At 67.9% G+C, this 16077-nt stretch carries 16 protein-coding genes; 9 read left to right on the top strand and 7 right to left on the bottom strand.

Features of this window, described 5'->3' with window-relative positions:
• Nucleotides 1–79 precede the first annotated feature (79 nt).
• The 5 genes from glmS to LGM89_RS10005 all read left to right on the top strand — a co-directional run bounded on the left by glmS (nt 80) and on the right by LGM89_RS10005 (nt 4970).
• Complete coding sequence (glmS, locus tag LGM89_RS10025; protein ID WP_226272970.1) at nt 80–1903, top strand: glutamine--fructose-6-phosphate transaminase (isomerizing); 1824 nt, start codon at nt 80–82, stop codon at nt 1901–1903.
• Complete coding sequence (locus LGM89_RS10020) at nt 1900–3168, top strand: hypothetical protein (protein WP_226272969.1); 1269 nt, start codon at nt 1900–1902, stop codon at nt 3166–3168. Before glmS ends, LGM89_RS10020 begins: the two co-directional genes overlap by 4 nt.
• A 33-nt stretch (nt 3169–3201) precedes the next feature.
• Nucleotides 3202–3546 carry a hypothetical protein gene (locus LGM89_RS10015; RefSeq protein ID WP_226272968.1) on the top strand — a complete coding sequence of 115 codons (345 nt, stop codon included), beginning with the start codon at nt 3202–3204 and terminating at the stop codon, nt 3544–3546.
• A 76-nt stretch (nt 3547–3622) separates the two neighbouring features.
• Entirely contained in the window at nt 3623–4456 is an 834-nt protein-coding gene (locus tag LGM89_RS10010) for a c-type cytochrome (RefSeq protein ID WP_226272967.1), read from the top strand.
• Nucleotides 4457–4490: 34 nt separating this feature from the next.
• Nucleotides 4491–4970 (top strand): GNAT family N-acetyltransferase, encoded by a 480-nt coding sequence (locus LGM89_RS10005; RefSeq protein WP_089497225.1) that lies wholly within the window; start codon nt 4491–4493, stop codon nt 4968–4970.
• A 90-nt stretch (nt 4971–5060) separates the two neighbouring features.
• On the opposite strand, the gene LGM89_RS10000 is transcribed toward LGM89_RS10005, so the two are convergent.
• The 3 genes from LGM89_RS10000 to LGM89_RS09990 are packed head-to-tail and all read right to left on the bottom strand — an operon-like array spanning nt 5061 to nt 8064.
• Nucleotides 5061–6326 (bottom strand): Zn-dependent hydrolase, encoded by a 1266-nt coding sequence (locus LGM89_RS10000; RefSeq protein WP_089497226.1) that lies wholly within the window; start codon nt 6324–6326, stop codon nt 5061–5063.
• Nucleotides 6319–6843, bottom strand: a complete 525-nt coding sequence (locus LGM89_RS09995; RefSeq protein ID WP_089497227.1) for an L-2-amino-thiazoline-4-carboxylic acid hydrolase — start codon at nt 6841–6843, stop codon at nt 6319–6321. The genes LGM89_RS10000 and LGM89_RS09995 overlap by 8 nt, the downstream gene beginning before the upstream one ends.
• A 54-nt stretch (nt 6844–6897) precedes the next feature.
• Entirely contained in the window at nt 6898–8064 is a 1167-nt protein-coding gene (locus tag LGM89_RS09990) for a branched-chain amino acid ABC transporter substrate-binding protein (protein ID WP_226272966.1), read from the bottom strand.
• A gap of 179 nt (nt 8065–8243) precedes the next feature.
• Here LGM89_RS09990 and LGM89_RS09985 point away from each other — a divergent pair, with 179 nt between their 5' ends.
• The 4 genes from LGM89_RS09985 to ahpF all read left to right on the top strand — a co-directional run bounded on the left by LGM89_RS09985 (nt 8244) and on the right by ahpF (nt 12043).
• Nucleotides 8244–9140: a LysR substrate-binding domain-containing protein gene (locus LGM89_RS09985; RefSeq protein WP_226272965.1), complete on the top strand. Its 897-nt coding sequence runs from the start codon at nt 8244–8246 to the stop codon at nt 9138–9140.
• A gap of 128 nt (nt 9141–9268) precedes the next feature.
• Nucleotides 9269–9478 carry a CopG family transcriptional regulator gene (locus tag LGM89_RS09980; protein ID WP_226272964.1) on the top strand — a complete coding sequence of 70 codons (210 nt, stop codon included), beginning with the start codon at nt 9269–9271 and terminating at the stop codon, nt 9476–9478.
• 274 nt (nt 9479–9752) lie between these two features.
• Nucleotides 9753–10316, top strand: coding sequence for an alkyl hydroperoxide reductase subunit C (ahpC, locus tag LGM89_RS09975; RefSeq protein WP_006488685.1), 564 nt, complete (start codon nt 9753–9755; stop codon nt 10314–10316).
• Nucleotides 10317–10444: 128 nt separating this feature from the next.
• On the top strand, nt 10445–12043 hold the full coding sequence (gene ahpF / locus LGM89_RS09970; RefSeq protein WP_226272963.1) for an alkyl hydroperoxide reductase subunit F: 1599 nt from the start codon (nt 10445–10447) through the stop codon (nt 12041–12043).
• A 95-nt stretch (nt 12044–12138) separates the two neighbouring features.
• Here the strand turns inward: ahpF and LGM89_RS09965 are convergent, their stop codons facing one another.
• The 4 genes from LGM89_RS09965 to LGM89_RS09950 all read right to left on the bottom strand — a co-directional run bounded on the left by LGM89_RS09965 (nt 12139) and on the right by LGM89_RS09950 (nt 16065).
• Complete coding sequence (locus LGM89_RS09965; RefSeq protein ID WP_226272962.1) at nt 12139–12918, bottom strand: extensin; 780 nt, start codon at nt 12916–12918, stop codon at nt 12139–12141.
• A gap of 160 nt (nt 12919–13078) precedes the next feature.
• A complete protein-coding gene (locus tag LGM89_RS09960; protein ID WP_089497233.1) occupies nt 13079–13633 on the bottom strand; it encodes a carboxymuconolactone decarboxylase family protein in 555 nt (184 codons plus the stop codon).
• 32 nt (nt 13634–13665) lie between these two features.
• Nucleotides 13666–15000, bottom strand: a complete 1335-nt coding sequence (locus LGM89_RS09955) for an aspartate aminotransferase family protein (protein ID WP_226272961.1) — start codon at nt 14998–15000, stop codon at nt 13666–13668.
• A 15-nt stretch (nt 15001–15015) separates the two neighbouring features.
• Nucleotides 15016–16065, bottom strand: a complete 1050-nt coding sequence (locus LGM89_RS09950; protein WP_226272960.1) for a C45 family autoproteolytic acyltransferase/hydolase — start codon at nt 16063–16065, stop codon at nt 15016–15018.
• Nucleotides 16066–16077 lie beyond the last annotated feature (12 nt).

The following is a 16077-nucleotide window of genomic DNA, read 5'->3' as shown; positions in this document are numbered from 1 at the left end:
TACGACGCGGCGCTACTCCAGATACCGCGCTGCCGCACTTTGCCGGCAGCCCGGCAACCTTTTGTGGACGAGGTGAATCATGTGCGGAATCGTCGGAGCAAGCGGCCTGAACAACCAGGTCCCGCAACTGGTCAATGCGCTGAGCAGGCTCGAGTATCGCGGCTACGATTCGTGCGGCATTGCCGTACAGGACGACGGCCGCCTGCGCAGCGAACGCACGTTGCGGCGCGTGACCGACCTGCAGGCCCGCGTGCTGACGCTGGGTCTCGAAGCGCAGACCTGCATCGCGCATACGCGCTGGGCGACCCACGGCGCACCGTCCGAAATGAACGCGCATCCGATCATGTCCGGCGACACGATCGCGGTCGTGCACAACGGCATCATCGAGAACCACGACACGCTGCGCGTGGAGCTGCGGGAGCGCGGCTATACGTTTCGCGGCCAGACCGACACCGAGGTGATCGCGCACCTGATCCACAGCCTCTATCGCGACGATCTGTTCGACGCGGTCGTGCGCGCCGTCAAGCGGCTGCACGGCGCGTACGCGATCGCGGTGCTGAGCGCGAAAGAGCCGCAGCGCCTCGTCGCCGCGCGCGCCGGCTCGCCGCTCGTGGTCGGCATCGGCGCCGAACAGAACTACCTCGCGTCGGACTGCGCGGCGCTCGGCGACCTGACCGACCGTTTCGTCTACCTGGAAGACGGCGACGTCGCGCTGATCACGCCGGACCGGATCGCCGTGGTCGACTCGGGCGGGCACGAGGCCCAGCGCCCGCTGTGCCAGGTAAAGGCGCGCGAAGGCGACGCCGCGCTCGGCCCGTACCAGCATTTCATGCAGAAGGAGATCTTCGAGCAGCCGAAGGCGATCGCCAGCACGCTCGACGGCATCGACACGATTTCGCCGGCGTTGTTCGACGCGACCGACGACACGCGCGCGCTGCTGTCGCGAGTGAGGAACGTGCTGCTGCTCGGCTGCGGCACCAGCTACTACGCGGGGCTGACCGCGAAGTACTGGCTGGAGGCCATCGCGGGCGTGCCCGCCCAGGTCGAGATCGCCAGCGAATTCCGCTACCGCGAGACGGTGCCCGATCCGCGCACGCTCGTCGTCGGCATTTCGCAATCGGGCGAGACGGCCGACACGATCGGCGCGATCGAGCAGGCGCGCGACATGGGCCAGGCACTGTCGATGGCGATCTGCAACGTGGCGACCAGCACGATCGCGCGCAACGCGCCGCTGCGGTTCCTGACGCGGGCCGGCATCGAGCTCGGCGTCGCGTCGACCAAGGCGTTCACGACGCAGCTCGTCGCGCTGTTCGTGCTGACGCTGACGCTCGCGCAGTTGCGCGGCCGGCTCGACGCGAAGCAGGTCGCGCTGCACCTGAAGCAGCTGCATGCGCTGCCCGAGCGCATCGGCCACGCACTCGCGCTCGAAACGCAGATCATGGGCTGGGCCACGAAGTTCGCACGCACCGAGAACGCGCTGTTCCTCGGGCGCGGCATTCATTTCCCGATCGCGATGGAAGGCGCGCTGAAGCTCAAGGAGGTGTCGTACATCCACGCGGAAGGCTATGCGGCCGGCGAACTGAAGCACGGCCCGCTCGCGCTCGTCACGAGCGCGATGCCGGTCGTCACGATCGCGCCGGACGACCGCCTGTTCCAGAAGCTGAAATCCAACATGGCCGAGGTACGCGCGCGCGGCGGACGGCTCTACGTGCTGGCCGGCGACCAGCTCGGGATCGACGCCGACCGCGACACGCACCTGATCCGCGTGCGCGAATCGGGCGACGTGCTGTCGCCGATCGTCAACGTGATTCCGCTGCAACTGCTCGCCTATCACGTCGGCTGCGCGCGCGGCGCCGACGTCGACAAGCCGCGCAACCTCGCGAAATCGGTGACCGTCGAATGAAGGGGCGAACGCGCCCGGCACAGGCGGTCGCGCAGTGCGTCGCGGCCGCGCTGTGCGGCGCATGCGGCATCGTCACGGCGATGCCGCCCGCCTTCGCGGCCACACCGGTCGTGCATACGGTCACCGTGCAGGGCGCCCCTTCATCTCGCCCGGCCGTCGATCCGCGCAGCTTCATGCACGGCATCGGCGTGGCCGACGCCGGCAACGGCAAGCGCTGGGTGTTCTTCAGCAGCTCGGGTGTCGTGCCGCGCGGCGCGATGCGCGGCGGCAGCTGGCCGCATGACGTGTACGTCGGCGAATGGCTGCCCGGCAAGCCGAACCTGCTGCACGTCCGCACGTTCATCAGCCGCCCCGAGGCGCAGGAGCCCGTGTCGATCGCGCAGAACGCGCGCGGCGACATCTTCGTCACGTTCGAGGACGGCTGGAACGCGCCGCAGGAAGTCAGCCAGCGCTACGGCGTCTACCGCCGCGACCTGAAGCCGATCAAGCCCTATCCGAACGACGTCGAATCGGGCGGTCACTCGGGGCATGTCGCCACGGCGGCCGACCGCTTCGTCGTGTTCTATTCGGCCGACTGGATCGACGGCGGCGGCGTCGACAACCTCGGCACCGGCAACGGCGTGTACGTGAAAACCTACGACGCGGCCGGGCGCGTGCTGAACCATGTCGCGGTCGTGCCGCACCGCCGCGAGTGGTGGCCCGTCGTCGCGGGCTCGCCGCACACCGCGCTGCTCGTGTGGCAGAAATACATCGAGGGCAGCACGGACGCGACGCTCGAATACGCGATGTTCGACCCGGTCACGGCGAAGCTGGACAAGCTGGGGACGCTGAACGACGCGATCCAGTACTACGTGTATTCGTCGGCTTACGTGCCGGAGATCGACCGCTTCATCGTCGTCACGACGACGGCGGACGATCGCGGCGTCGCGATGCTGATCGCGCCGGACGGCCGCCGCACGGCGACGCTCGACTGCCTGCCGGCGTCGGTGCGCGAATCCGGTATCGGGGTGTCCGGCTCGCATGCGTACGTACCGATCCGCGACGGGCGGCTGCTGACGCTCGCGCTCGGGCCGTCGGACATTTCAGCGAGCGGCGTGCAGCGTTCGCCGATTCCGTGGGGTTTGACCGGTATCGCCGGCTTCCCGGGGAGCGGCACCGCGATGCATTTCGTGTCGCTGACGCCGTCGGGCACGCGCGAAGCCGATTTCGAACCGGCGCACGAAACGCCGTTGCCGAAGCGCGAAGTGCCTTGTTCTAGTCATTGACGGCGGGCTTGGTAACGGGCCGGCTCGCAGTGAGTGCCGCGGGCCCGCTTCTTCCGCCTCTTCCGCCTCTTCCGCCTCTTCCGCCTCTTCCGCCTCTTCCGCCTCTTCCGCCTCTTCCGCCTCTTCCGCCTCTTCCGCCTCTTCCGCCTCTTCCGCCTCTTCCGCCTCTTCCGCTCCTTCCGCTTCTTCCGCTTCTTCCGCTTCTTCCGCTTCTTCCGCTTCTTCCGCTTCTTCCGCTTCTTCGTGCTCAAACCTCGCCCCGCAATGCCGCCTCCCTCTCGCGGGCCGGCCGCCAGCCGCGCTGCCGCCGGCCGGCCCGATCATGACTGGCCGCCCCATCCCCGCGCCGCAGTCGCCAGCGCCGCGCGTACCGGATAGACTGTCGCCCGATTCCTTCCATCGGCCGCGGCGTCCGCCCCCTGTCGCTGCCGGAACGCCCTTTCCCGGAGAACGAATGCTGAAGCGCCGGTGGTTTTCGCTTTTGCTGCTGACGGTTTGCCTGATCGGACAACGCGCGTCGGCCCAGTCCGCGCTCGAACTCGAGACCGACGGCACGGCCCGCGCCCTCACCCGGCAGACGCTGCTCGCGCGCCCCGATGCCGCCGACATCCACGTGCCGCGCGACATCGCGTACGGCCGGCCGATGACGTTCCGCGCGGTGCCGTTCGCCGCGCTGCTCGGCGACACGCTGCCGGCCGACGGTGTGCTCGAAACCCGTGCCGCCGACGGCTTCGCCGCGCAACTGCCGCTGGATCTCGTGCGCCGCCGCCCGCAGGCGGGCGCCATCCCGTGGCTCGCGATCGAGGATCCGGCGCATCCGTGGCCGACGCTGCCCGGCAAACAGGTCAGCGCCGGGCCGTTCTACCTGGTCTGGCTCGGGCCTGACGCGTCGTCGGTGCGCGGCGAGCAGTGGCCGTACCAGATCGTGCGCGTCACGATCGAATCGTCGCCGCTCGCGCGCTGGCCGTCGCTCGCCGTCGATGCCGCGCTGCCTGCAAACGACCCGGCTCGCGCGGGCCAGCACCTGTTCGTCACGCAATGCCTCGCGTGCCACCGCCTCGACGGCGCGGGCAGCAGCCATGCCGGCCCCGACCTGAACACGCCGATGAACCCGGTCGACTACTTCCAGCCCGCCGCGCTGCGCCGCTATATCCGCAACCCGGCGTCGGTGCGCGACTGGCCGGGCCGCAGCATGCCGGCGTTTCCGCCCGACCAGCTGAGCGACCGCGAACTCGACCAGATCGTCGCGTATCTCGCTTATATGGCGCGGCGCAAGGCCGCTCAGTAACGCGCGGCTGAATCGAATGACTCGAGGAACGTTGATGACGTCAGGCGACACGCTGTTCACCATCGCGCCGATCGATGCCGCGCAGACGCGCCCGCTCCGCGCGATGATCCTGCTGAATGGCGATCTGGATGCGAGCGCGCTGGCCGGCGACCTTGCGCCGACGACGCTGCACGTCGGCGTACGTGATACGTCGGGCATCGTCGCGGTTGCGTCGATCTGCGAGGAGGTGCGCGAAGACGATCCCGCGCGACCGGCGTGGCGGCTTCGCGGGATGGCCGTCCACCCTGCCGTCCGTGGCATGGGCTTCGGGCGTGTGCTGGTGCAGGTCTGCGTACGGCACGCGGAAGCACATGGGGCCGCACTCGTGTGGTGTACGGCACGCGAATCCGCGCACCGGTTCTATGAAAAACTCGGCTTCGCAGCCGATGACGCGACGATCACGATTCCGGAGCGCACCGATCTCGCGTTCCATGTGATGCGGCGGTACATCGATCGGCATTCGCCGGGCGCCTGACGACGCAACCCACGCGTTCGCATCGTCAGGCATTGACCCGCGTAGCCTGGCGCAGATTCTCCCGCCGGACCACTACCGTCACACTCCGGTTCAGCTTTCCTGCGCGCTCCGCAGCACCGCCCGCAACAGCACGTCGGCACCCGCCGCCGCCCACTCGGGCGTAATCGCTTCGGCTTCGTTGTGGCTCAGCCCATCGACGCACGGGACGAAGATCATCCCCGTCGGCGCGACGCGCGCCACATAGCACGCGTCATGCCCCGCGCCGGACACGATATCCATGTGCGACAACCCGAGCGCCTGCGCCGCCTCACGCACCGTATCGATGCAACGCGGCGCGAACGGAATCGGCGCATACGTGAAGATCTGCTCGATCTGCGCACCGAGGCCCGTTTCGTCGGCCACCCGTGCGAGTTCCGCGCGCAGCGTCGCGTCGAGCTCGTCGAGCACCGCGTCATCGGGATGACGGAATTCGATCGTGAAGAAGCAGCCGCCCGGCACGGTATTCCGCGAGTTCGGCCGCGCCTCGATCATCCCGACGGTCGCCCGCGCGTACGGCGCGTAACGGCGGCCGAGCACTTCGACGAACGAGACCATCCGTGCGGCGCCAACGAGCGCATCGCGGCGGAATTCCATCGGCGTCGTGCCCGCATGCGCGTCGACACCGGTGAGCGTCACCTCGTACCAGCGCTGCCCCTGCCCGGCCGTCACGACGCCGATCGTCTTGCCGGCCCGTTCGAGAATCGCGCCCTGTTCGATATGCAGCTCGTACGCCGCATGCACCGGATAGCCGCCGACGGGCTCGGCGCCCGCGTAGCCGATCCGCGCCAGTTCCTCGCCGATCGTCCTGCCTGCGCCATCGGTGCGCGACAGCCCGTATTCGAGCGTATAGACGCCCGAGAACACGCCGGCCGACACCATCGCCGGCGCGAAGCGCGAGCCTTCCTCGTTGGTCCAGATCACGACGTCGATCGGGCGCTCGGTCTCGATGCCCGCATCGTTCAGCGCGCGCACGACCTCGAGCCCGCCGAGCACGCCGTAGATGCCGTCGTAGCGGCCGCCCGTCGGCTGCGAATCGGCGTGCGAGCCGGTCATGACGGGCGCGGCGTCGGGGTTGCGCCCCGCGCGGCGCGCGAACACGTTGCCCATCCGGTCCACGCGCACCGTGCAGCCGGCGTCTTGCGCCCATTGCACGAACAGGTCGCGCGACTCGCGATCGAGATCGGTCAGCGCGAGGCGGCAGACGCCGCCCTTCGGCGTTGCACCGATCTGCGCCATCCGGTCGAGCGACGCCCACAGGCGGTCGCCGTCGACGCGCGGCGCGCTCACGCTTTCGGCAATCGTGGTGTCGTCACGCATCGCCGTTCTCCGGCGCGGCCCGCAGCGCGTAACGGAAATCGCAGCGCTTGCCGCCCTGCATGATCGTGCTCGTCCGCGTGAGCGCGATGTCCGGCGCATAGCCCTGGATGAAATAGCTGTCGCGCGCGCAGCTCAGCAGGTGGCCGATCTCGCCGAGCCCCATCGCGTGATACATCTCCGCGTAGCTGCAGCGGTGCACGTCGTAGTCGTAATGCGCGTCGTCCGCGCGCCGCACCTCGACGTCGAGCGCGTCGTCCTTCTCCCACAGCACCTGCAGCGCGATGAACGACTTCACGCTCGTGCCACCCGGTTCCTGCGCGGCGAACGTGCGGCCGGCGTCCACTGCCGCGCCGCGCACGGCTTCCGCGATCACGGCCTGCGCGCGCTCGGCGCCGAACTCGCGCTTCATGATCTCGTAGATCGGCTTGATGATTTCCGCTTCGATGCGGCGCCGCGCGAGGATCCCGAGGCGCGTGTCCTCGGGTGCGGCGGCGGATGTCTGGGTGGCTTCGGTCATGGGGATCGTCTTGGTTGTCTTATCGCGGTGTCGTGCTGTGTCGCGATGGGTCGTTTACTTGGTCGCGGTGCGCGAGCCGCCGAGCACGTCGACGACGGCCCACTTGCCGCCGCGCACCTGATAGATCGTGAAGGCCGGATCCTTCAGGTTGCCTGCGTTGTCGAACGCGATCCGCCCCGTCACGCCGGGCCGGTCGATCGTGCGCACCGCCGCGACCAGTTTCGCCGGCTGCGTCGTACCGGCCTTCTGCGCGGCCGCGATCAGCGTGGCGGCCGCGTCGTACGCGAACGGCGCATGCAGTTCGATCGGGGCGCGGAAGCGTGCCTGGTATTGCGTGTCGAACGCCTTGCCGCCCGGCATCCGGTCGAGCGGCAGGCCCGGTTCGAGCGCGGTCACGCCGTCGCCGTCCTTGCCGGCCAGCGACAGGAAGGTCTGGCTCACGAAGCCGCCCGCGCCGAGCAGCGGCGCGTTCACGCCGAGCTGACGCATCCGGCGCGAGATCGGCGCGGCCTGCGCATCGAGGCCGCCGAAGAACACGAGATCCGCGCGCTTGCCCTTGATCGCGGTCAGCACGCCGCTGAAGTCGGTGGTCTTGTCGTTCACGTACTGGCGATCGACGATCGTGCCGCCGTTCGCCTGCACGCCCTTGATGAACTGGTCCGCCAGGCCCGAGCCGAACGACGTGCGATCGTCGATCACCGCGATGCGCTTCGCCTTCAGCGTCTTCACCGCATACGCGCCGGTGAAATTACCGCCCGCATCGTCGTGGCCCATGATGCGGAAGGCCGTCGCGTAGCCCTGCTGCGTGTATTGATGGCCGGTGGATGCCGGCGCGATCTCCGGGATGCCCGCATCGCGGTAGACGCGCGACGCCGGCACGCTGCAGCCCGTGTTCCAGTGGCCGACGACGCCGATCACGTGCTGGTCGACGAGCTGCTGCGCAACCGCGACGGCCGTGCGCGGATCGGATTGATCATCGGCCGCGACGAGCTTATAGACGACCGGCTTGCCGCCGATGGTCGGATGCTTCGCGTTCGCGTCGTCGATCGCGAGTTGCGCGCCGTTCTGCAGATCCTTGCCGATCCGCGCGGACGGGCCGGTGAGCGGCGCAGCGAGACCGATCAGGACGGTCTGCGGCGCGGATTGCGCGAACGCGGGAACGGAGGCGACCAGGGCGGCCGCCGAGAATGCGAGGCTGGCGGGGAGAAAGGCGATTTTCATGTGTGGGGGATCGGTGATTCGGATCAAAAACATGAAAAATATTAAATATTCAGCACCCAAACCCCAAATATCCAATTGTTGGATGCTTATACCGTTCCCGACACATTAACGCAGACCACTGTAAACACGGGATATTTTTGTGTTGTCGCTTACCCTGACTTTTCGATAAAATTCGACACATGAAAAATATCGAACAATTGCCGCACGATCCGCCGCTGCGCGCGGTGCGTGCGTTCGAAGCTTTCGCGCGTCTCGGGTCGGTTACCGCGGCGGCGGGCGAACTCGACATCACGCCGTCGGCGGTCAGCCATCAGCTGCAACTGCTCGAAGCGTTCATCCAGACGCCGCTGACGGTGCGCGAGGGTCGGCTGCTCGCGCTCACGGACGAAGGCCGCGACTACTACCGCTCGATCAGCGCCGCGTTCTCGGTGCTGCGCAGCGCGACGCGCTTCGTGCGCGACCGTTCGTCGCTGCGGCAGATCACCGTCAGCCTGATTCCGCTGCTCGGCATCGGCTGGTTCATTCCGCGGCTGCACGCATTCCTGGCCGATAACACGGACGTCGACGTGACCGTGCTGTACGCGCATCACCGCAACTACCGCAGCGACGCATCGGACCTGTCGATCCGCTTCGGCACCGGCGACTGGCCCGGCTACCGCTGCGAAAGGCTGCTGCCGGGCGCGATGGTGCCGATGTGCAGCCCGTCGTTCCTGAAGCGCTACGGGCCGTTTCGCACGCCGGCCGATCTCGCGCGCGCCCCGCTCGTGCACGACGAGGATCGCAGCACGTGGGTCAACTGGCTGCAGGGCGCGGGCGTGAAGCATGTGTCGCATGCGGTCGGGCCGATGTTCGAGGACGGCCAGCTCACGCTGAGCGCCGCGCGCGCGGATCTCGGCGCGGCCTTGCTGCGCGCGCCGCTGGTCGAGCGCGAGCTGGCGAATGGCGAGCTCGTGAAGCTGTTCGATCACGTGCTCGACGACGGCCGCGATTACTACCTGTGCACGCGCGAGGACGCGGACATGCCGGACGGGGCCAGGCGGCTCGCGGCGTGGTTGAGGAAGATGGCGGGGATTTGAGCGGAGCACGAAGACGCCGCTCCGACAACCGGCCGAATCGGGAAGCCGCATTTGCATCAGACGTGCCGCGCACTTGCACCTGGCCGACCGGATCGCCACGATGGTCGTGTCCCGTCACGGAGGTTGAGATGAGCAGAATTCCAGTCGATCTATCGGATGACCAGCATGCCGCGTTGACCCGCATCGCCACGCACCAGAACAGATCCTCGGCCGAGGTCGTCCGGGACGCGATCGACGCCTACATCGCGCTACGGAACCGGACACTTGCTGACAATGTGTTCGGCCTCTGGAAGGGGTGCAATGCCGTCACCCAGGAAGACTTGCGCTCGGAGTGGTGAACGCGCCCCCCCCGAACGCCCATCGCTGCCGCCTGGAGTCGATCCACCGCGGCTTTTGACTTTCTGCGCATTCCCGCTCGCCGCATTTCCGCCCGGCTGCCGCTCGTCCACGCACCCGCGCGTCGATGACCTCCCCGCCCACCCCACCCAATCAAGGGCCGGAAGCAGATAGAAATTCCCGATGCCCCGGATTGAAACAAGCAATTTCACAAGCTCAGGGTGAACCCGGATACTGGGAACACTTCATCAACACCACCGCAAAGGAACTCGCAAGATGCCGATCATCAACACCCAAATCAAGCCGTTCAAGGCAACCGCTTACCACAATGGCGATTTCGTGCCCGTCTCGGAAGAGAACTTCAAGGGCAAGTGGTCCGTCGTCGTGTTCTACCCGGCCGACTTCACGTTCGTCTGCCCGACCGAGCTGGGCGACCTCGCCGACCGTTACGCGGAATTCCAGAAGCTGGGTGTCGAAATCTACGGCGTGTCGACCGACACGCACTTCACGCACAAGGCATGGCACGACACGTCGGACACGATCGGCAAGATCAAGTACCCGATGATCGGCGACCCGACGCTCACGCTGTCGCGCAACTTCGACGTGCTGATCGAGGAGGAAGGAATGGCCCTGCGTGGCACGTTCGTGATCAACCCGGAAGGCGAGATCAAGCTGTGCGAAATCCACGACAACGGCATCGGCCGTGACGCAGGCGAACTGCTGCGCAAGGTGCAGGCGGCGCAATACATCGCGGCGCACCCGGGTGAAGTGTGCCCGGCCAAGTGGACGCCGGGTGCGGAAACGCTGACCCCGTCGCTCGACCTGATCGGCAAGATCTGACGATCGCGCCGCGCGCCTCGCACGAGGCGCGCGAGCCTCCCGATGACGGGCCGCCGCGGCATGCGGCCCGCGCCCTCCTCCGGCACGACGTGCCCGACCAGAATCATTAATACGGAATCCGAAACGCCATGCTCGACGCCAATCTCAAGAACCAACTCAAAGCGTACCTCGAAAAGATCACGCGCCCGATCGAACTCGTCGCCTCGCTCGACGACAGCGCGAAATCGCAGGAACTGCTGGCGCTGCTGAACGAGATTGCGTCGCTGACGGATCGCGTGACCGTGACCGAACGCCGCGACGACGCCGAGCGCAAGCCGTCGTTCTCGATCGGCGAGCCCGGCAAGCCGGCCGGCATCCGCTTCGCCGGCATCCCGATGGGCCATGAATTCACGTCGCTCGTGCTCGCGCTGCTGCAGACGGGCGGCCATCCGATCAAGCTCGACGACGACGTGATCGAACAGATCCGCGCGCTCGACGGCGACTACGCGTTCGAGACGTATTTCTCGCTGTCGTGCCAGAACTGCCCGGAAGTCGTGCAGGCGCTGAACGTGATGTCGCTGATCAACCCGCGCATCCGTCACGTCGCGATCGACGGCGCGCTGTTCCAGGGTGAAGTCGAGTCGCGCCAGATCATGGCCGTGCCGACGATGTTCCTGAACGGCGCCTCGTTCGGCCAGGGCCGCAGCAGCGTGAAGGAAATCCTCGCGAAGCTCGATACGGGCGCCAGCGCACGTGCCGCGAAGTCGCTCGAAACCAAGCCGGTGTTCGATACGCTGATCGTCGGCGGCGGCCCGGCAGGCGCGGCGGCTGCGATCTACTCGGCGCGCAAGGGCATTGCGACGGGTGTCGTGGCCGAGCGTTTCGGCGGCCAGGTGCTCGACACGATGGCGATCGAGAACTTCGTGTCGGTGCAGGAAACCGAAGGGCCGAAGTTCGCCACCGCGCTCGAACAGCACGTGAAGCAGTACGACGTCGACATCATGGACGTGCAGCGCGCCGATGCGCTGATTCCGGGCGACGTGCACCAGATTCGCCTCGCGAACGGCGCGGTGCTGAAGGCGAAGACGATCGTCCTCGCGACCGGCGCGCGCTGGCGCGAAATCAACGTGCCGGGCGAGCGCGAATACCGCAACCGCGGTGTCGCGTACTGCCCGCACTGCGACGGCCCGCTGTTCAAGGGCAAGCGCGTCGCGGTGGTCGGCGGCGGCAACTCGGGCGTCGAGGCCGCGATCGACCTCGCCGGCATCGTGAAGGAAGTCACGCTGATCGAATACGGCGCGCAACTGCGCGCGGACGAAGTGCTGCAGCGCAAGCTGCGCAGCCTGCCGAACGTGACGATCGTCACGCAGGCGCAAACGACCGAGCTGACCGGCGACGGCAGCAAGCTGAACGGGCTCGTCTACAAGGATCTGCGCTCGGGCGATACGCAGCGCATCGATCTCGAAGGCGTGTTCGTGCAGATCGGCCTCGTGCCGAACACCGAATGGCTGAAGGGAACGGTCGAACTGTCGAAGCACGGCGAGATCGTCGTCGATGCACGCGGCGCGACGTCGGTACCGGGCGTGTTCGCGGCCGGCGACGTGACGACGGTGCCGTTCAAGCAGATCGTGATCGCCGTGGGCGAAGGCGCGAAGGCATCGCTCGGTGCGTTCGACCACCTGATCCGGCAGGACGTGGCGCCGGTTGCCGCCGCGCAGCGGCAGGCCGAGGAAGCGGTCGCCGCGTAACGCGCGTCAGCCCGTCGGCACAACAGTTTGTCTCTCTTGGCCCCGCATGCTTTGGTCGGCATGCGGGGTCCTTTTTATTCCGGAAGCGATTGCGGTTACTTGGTCGCGGTCGGGCCGCCGTCCGCGGGCGCAGGCGCCGTCGACTTGAAGCTGCTCGACTGCCTGACCAGTTGCTCGGTCATCGCGGCCGCCACCGGATTCGCGCCGGACGACGAACCGCCCTGCCGGGTCGAACCGGCGTTCGCCGGCATCGACGACACCGATGACATCGACGGCGGCGGCAACGACGGGTCGAGCTTCGCCGATTCCCTGACGAGCGCGGCCGTCTCCGGCGTTTCGGATTTCGTTGCGGAGGGTGCTGCGCCCGCGTGGCGTTCGAGGCCGTCGCGCTTGCGCGGCGCACGTTGCGTGACCTGCGCGGGTGCGGGTGCCGGTGCGGCCTGCTGCACGGGTTTGGCGGCCGGCGGCGGCGAAGGCGGGGTCGAATCCTGCGCGTCGACGGTCACGACGTTGACCTTCGGCGGCGGTGCGCTCGGCTTCGTCACCGGCTGCGGTTTGTCGCTGACAACCGGCACGGCAGGCGCCGCGTCGACGCGCGCGGTGGCGGCCGGCGCAGCAGGCGCCGGTGCGGGGGGCGGCGGCGCGACAGCCGCCTGTTTCGATGCCATCGCGGCGGCCGGGGCCGGCGGCGCGATGGTGCCCTGCACCGCGTGATCGTTGCCCGCCGGCGCCGCGGCAACGGGCGCGGCCGAATCGCCGATGCCGGCATCCTCGATCGCGCGGTGATCCGCACGCAGGAGCATCACGTAGGCAGTGCCGGCGGCGGCTACCAGGAGCCCACCGGCGATCATCAAGGTCTTGCGGGTACTCGTCATGCTTGCTCACCGCTCATATCGACGTGAACAAGCCATCATACGCGGCGATGGGCCGTCGATCCCGCACGAATACATTTGGTTGCATTGTGCCGGAACAGGTCGGCAACACGTTCGTCAGACGTATCGCTTCCGTTGTTCCGGCACGATCAACGCACGGGCATCACTCCGGAAACGGCAATTCGGTCTGCCCTTGCGCGCGCATGCCGAACGTGTTCAGCGTCATCGCGACGAGCGCGTAGTAGCCGAGCAATGCAACGAGATTGACGACGGTTTCGTGGCCGAAGCGCGCTTGCGCCCGTGCGAACGTCGCGTCGCTCACGCGCCGCGTGTCGTACAGCTCGCTCGCGAATGCATGAATCAGCGCATCGTCGTCCGACTCGAATGCGGGCGCGACGCCGCGCCGGATCGCGTCGGCCGTCGCGGCCGGCACGCCCGCCTCCAGTGCGATCGGATGGTGGATGTGCCACTCGGCCTGCGAGCGCCAGCGCGCGGCCGTCACGAGAATCGCGAGTTCCGACAGGCGCAGCGGCAGGCCCGTGCGATAGCGGCAGAACGCGCCGAGTTTCTGTGCGTGCTGCGCCAGCTCGGGGCTCGCGATCCAGCCGAGAAACGGCCCGTTCAGGTTGCCGCGCGGGCCGCTGAGAATGTCGGCCAGCACGGCCTTCTGTTCATCGGTGGCCGATGCGGGATCGAACGGAGGCAATCTGTTGGTCATGGCGAAGTCCTGACAAGGTTCGACGAATACGGTCACGCGCCGGCCGACGCGAGCGCCGCGCCGATCGCGCCCGACAGCCGCTCGACGATCGTATCGATCTGCTGCGCGGTGCAAATGAACGGCGGCGCGACCAGGATGTGATCGCCGCGCACGCCGTCGATCGTCCCGCCCATCGGATACACCATCAGGCCGCGCTGCATCGCCTCGCGCTTGACCGCCGCATGCAGCTTCAGCGCCGGATCGAACGTCGCCTTGCTGTCGCGATCGCGCACGAGCTCGACGCCGACGAACAGCCCGCGGCCGCGCACGTCGCCGATATGCGGATGCGGGCCGTAATGCTCGCGCAACGATGCGCGCAGTTGCTCGCCGCGTGCCTTCACGTTGTCGAGCAGCTTCTCCTCGGCGATCACGCGCTGCACTTCGAGCGCGGCCGCGCATGCGGTTGCGTGGCCGAGGTACGTGTGGCCGTGCTGGAAGAAACCAGAGCCGTCGACGATCGTCCGGTAGATGCGATCACTGACGAGCGTCGCGCCGATCGGCTGGTAGCCCGCGCCGAGCCCTTTCGCGATCGTCAGCAGATCGGGCGCGACGCCATCTTCGTCGCACGCGTACAGGTAGCCGGTGCGCCCCATCCCCGACATGATCTCGTCGAAGATCAGCAGCACGCCGTACTTGTCGCACACCGCGCGAATCTTCTTCAGGTACGTGCGCACCGGCGGCACCGCGCCGGCCGTTGCGCCCACGACCGTCTCCGCGACGAACGCCGCGACGTTGTCCGCGCCGAGTTCGACGATCTTCCGTTCGAGTTCGTCCGCGAGGCGTTGCGCATACGCGTCGTCGGTTTCACCCGCCTGCTGGTCGCGATACGCATAACACGGGCTCACGTGGTGCGCCTCGATCAGCAGCGGCAGGAACGGCTCGCGCCGCCACGCATTGCCGCCGATCGCGAGCGCGCCGAGCGTATTGCCGTGATAGCTCTGGCGTCGCGCGATGAAATGGCGGCGCTGCGGCTCGCCCTTCTCGACGAAATACTGGCGTGCAAGCTTCAGCGCGGCCTCGACCGCCTCGGAACCGCCCGACACGAAATACACGTGTTCGAGGCCGGCCGGCGCGGCGTCGACGAGCCGGTCGGCCAGTTCCTCGGCCACGTCGGTCGTGAAGAACGACGTATGCGCGTACGCCAGTTGCTGCGCCTGCCGCTTGATCGCGTCGATCACGCGCGGGTTGCTGTGGCCGAGACACGAAACGGCCGCGCCGCCGCACGCGTCGATATAGCGTTTGCCGGTCGAATCGATGATCTCGATGCCGTCGCCTGCGACGGCAACGGGCAAGGTGGCGCGCGGAGCGCGATGGAAAACGGTCGTCATGCGTTGCCTCATGGATCAGGGCGCGTCGTGCGCGCGCCCGGACGGCACGATGCGCGTCGCGAAACGCTGCGTGCCGTGTTGGTGAAGAGTGAAATCGATCGATGCCGCGCCGATCGCGAACACGGCGGTGGCCAGCGTGTTCTCGTCGTCGGGGTCGGCCGGATCGTCGCGGTAGATCGGCAGCCCTTGCGGCGCGCGATCGCCGAGCACGCTCCGCAGCGCGGCTTCGTCGATCGCGTCGATGGCGGGCGTCAACGCGTCGACACGGCGCTGGCGGTCGGCCGACGATTGCGTGACGATCTGCGCTTCCGCGTCGCAGCCGGGATGCACGAGATGGTTCGCATGCCCCGCGAGCCGCGTGACGTCGATCACCGAACAGCGCGCGACGCTTGCCTCGATGCTCAGCAGCCGCGCATCGCCGGTCGCGCCCAGCGTGTGATGAAAGCCGCTTGCACGCGCATGGCTACGCAGCACGTCGGCCGCCGCGTCGAGCGATGTCGCATCGAGCACGGCACGCGCGAGGATCATGCGCGGCACGCCCGCTGCCGGCGTGCGGATCCGCAGGTTGTTGATCGCCTGCGCGATGCCCGCGCGGTTCGCCGCAAAGGTATGGCCGGGCAGCGAACCCGGGTAATAGAAGCTGATGAAGCCGGGCTTGCCCGCCGGCTGCACGTCGACGAGCAGGCAGCGCTCGCGCAGGTACGGATCGCCGTCCTCGTTGTGCGCGATCCAGCGCTTGCCGGCCGCGTCGCGCGCGGCAAGCGTCGTGCAGCCGTCCGGCGCGTTGTGGATCAGCTCGCCGCGGCAGTTCCACAAGAAGATGTCCTCGGCCGGCCAGCCGACACCCGCCGCGATCCCGTCCAGCTCCGCGACGAGCTCCGGATACGCGGCCAGCGCAGCCTGCCGCAGCGCGGCGACGAACGGATGGCCGCGCCAGCGGCGCACGGCCTGCCACGCGCTGCTCTGCTGCATATATTCATCGAATACGGGACGGGCAAGCTCACCGAGGCGCACGCCGATGTCGAACGGCGCGCCGGCGATGACGGGGGAAAGGGAAAGCGGCATGTCGGTATTTCG

The sequence above is a fragment of the Burkholderia sp. AU31624 genome (genome assembly GCF_020420065.1).
Taxonomy (GTDB): domain Bacteria; phylum Pseudomonadota; class Gammaproteobacteria; order Burkholderiales; family Burkholderiaceae; genus Burkholderia.
The sequence above is the reverse complement of the archived record's forward strand: the minus strand, read 5'-3'. Positions and strand labels throughout refer to the sequence as shown.

Bases quoted from the DNA above. Each gene is read 5' to 3' on its own strand.
- glmS (WP_226272970.1), top strand. From the start codon at position 80: ATGTGCGGAATCGTCGGAGCAAGCGGCCTGAACAACCAGGTCCCGCAA.
- LGM89_RS10020 (WP_226272969.1), top strand. From the start codon at position 1,900: ATGAAGGGGCGAACGCGCCCGGCACAGGCGGTCGCGCAGTGCGTCGCG.
- LGM89_RS10010 (WP_226272967.1), top strand. From the start codon at position 3,623: ATGCTGAAGCGCCGGTGGTTTTCGCTTTTGCTGCTGACGGTTTGCCTG.
- LGM89_RS10005 (WP_089497225.1), top strand. From the start codon at position 4,491: ATGACGTCAGGCGACACGCTGTTCACCATCGCGCCGATCGATGCCGCG.
- LGM89_RS10000 (WP_089497226.1), bottom strand. From the start codon at position 6,326: ATGCGTGACGACACCACGATTGCCGAAAGCGTGAGCGCGCCGCGCGTC.
- LGM89_RS09995 (WP_089497227.1), bottom strand. From the start codon at position 6,843: ATGACCGAAGCCACCCAGACATCCGCCGCCGCACCCGAGGACACGCGC.
- LGM89_RS09990 (WP_226272966.1), bottom strand. From the start codon at position 8,064: ATGAAAATCGCCTTTCTCCCCGCCAGCCTCGCATTCTCGGCGGCCGCC.
- LGM89_RS09985 (WP_226272965.1), top strand. From the start codon at position 8,244: ATGAAAAATATCGAACAATTGCCGCACGATCCGCCGCTGCGCGCGGTG.
- LGM89_RS09980 (WP_226272964.1), top strand. From the start codon at position 9,269: ATGAGCAGAATTCCAGTCGATCTATCGGATGACCAGCATGCCGCGTTG.
- ahpC (WP_006488685.1), top strand. From the start codon at position 9,753: ATGCCGATCATCAACACCCAAATCAAGCCGTTCAAGGCAACCGCTTAC.
- ahpF (WP_226272963.1), top strand. From the start codon at position 10,445: ATGCTCGACGCCAATCTCAAGAACCAACTCAAAGCGTACCTCGAAAAG.
- LGM89_RS09965 (WP_226272962.1), bottom strand. From the start codon at position 12,918: ATGACGAGTACCCGCAAGACCTTGATGATCGCCGGTGGGCTCCTGGTA.
- LGM89_RS09960 (WP_089497233.1), bottom strand. From the start codon at position 13,633: ATGACCAACAGATTGCCTCCGTTCGATCCCGCATCGGCCACCGATGAA.
- LGM89_RS09955 (WP_226272961.1), bottom strand. From the start codon at position 15,000: ATGACGACCGTTTTCCATCGCGCTCCGCGCGCCACCTTGCCCGTTGCC.
- LGM89_RS09950 (WP_226272960.1), bottom strand. From the start codon at position 16,065: ATGCCGCTTTCCCTTTCCCCCGTCATCGCCGGCGCGCCGTTCGACATC.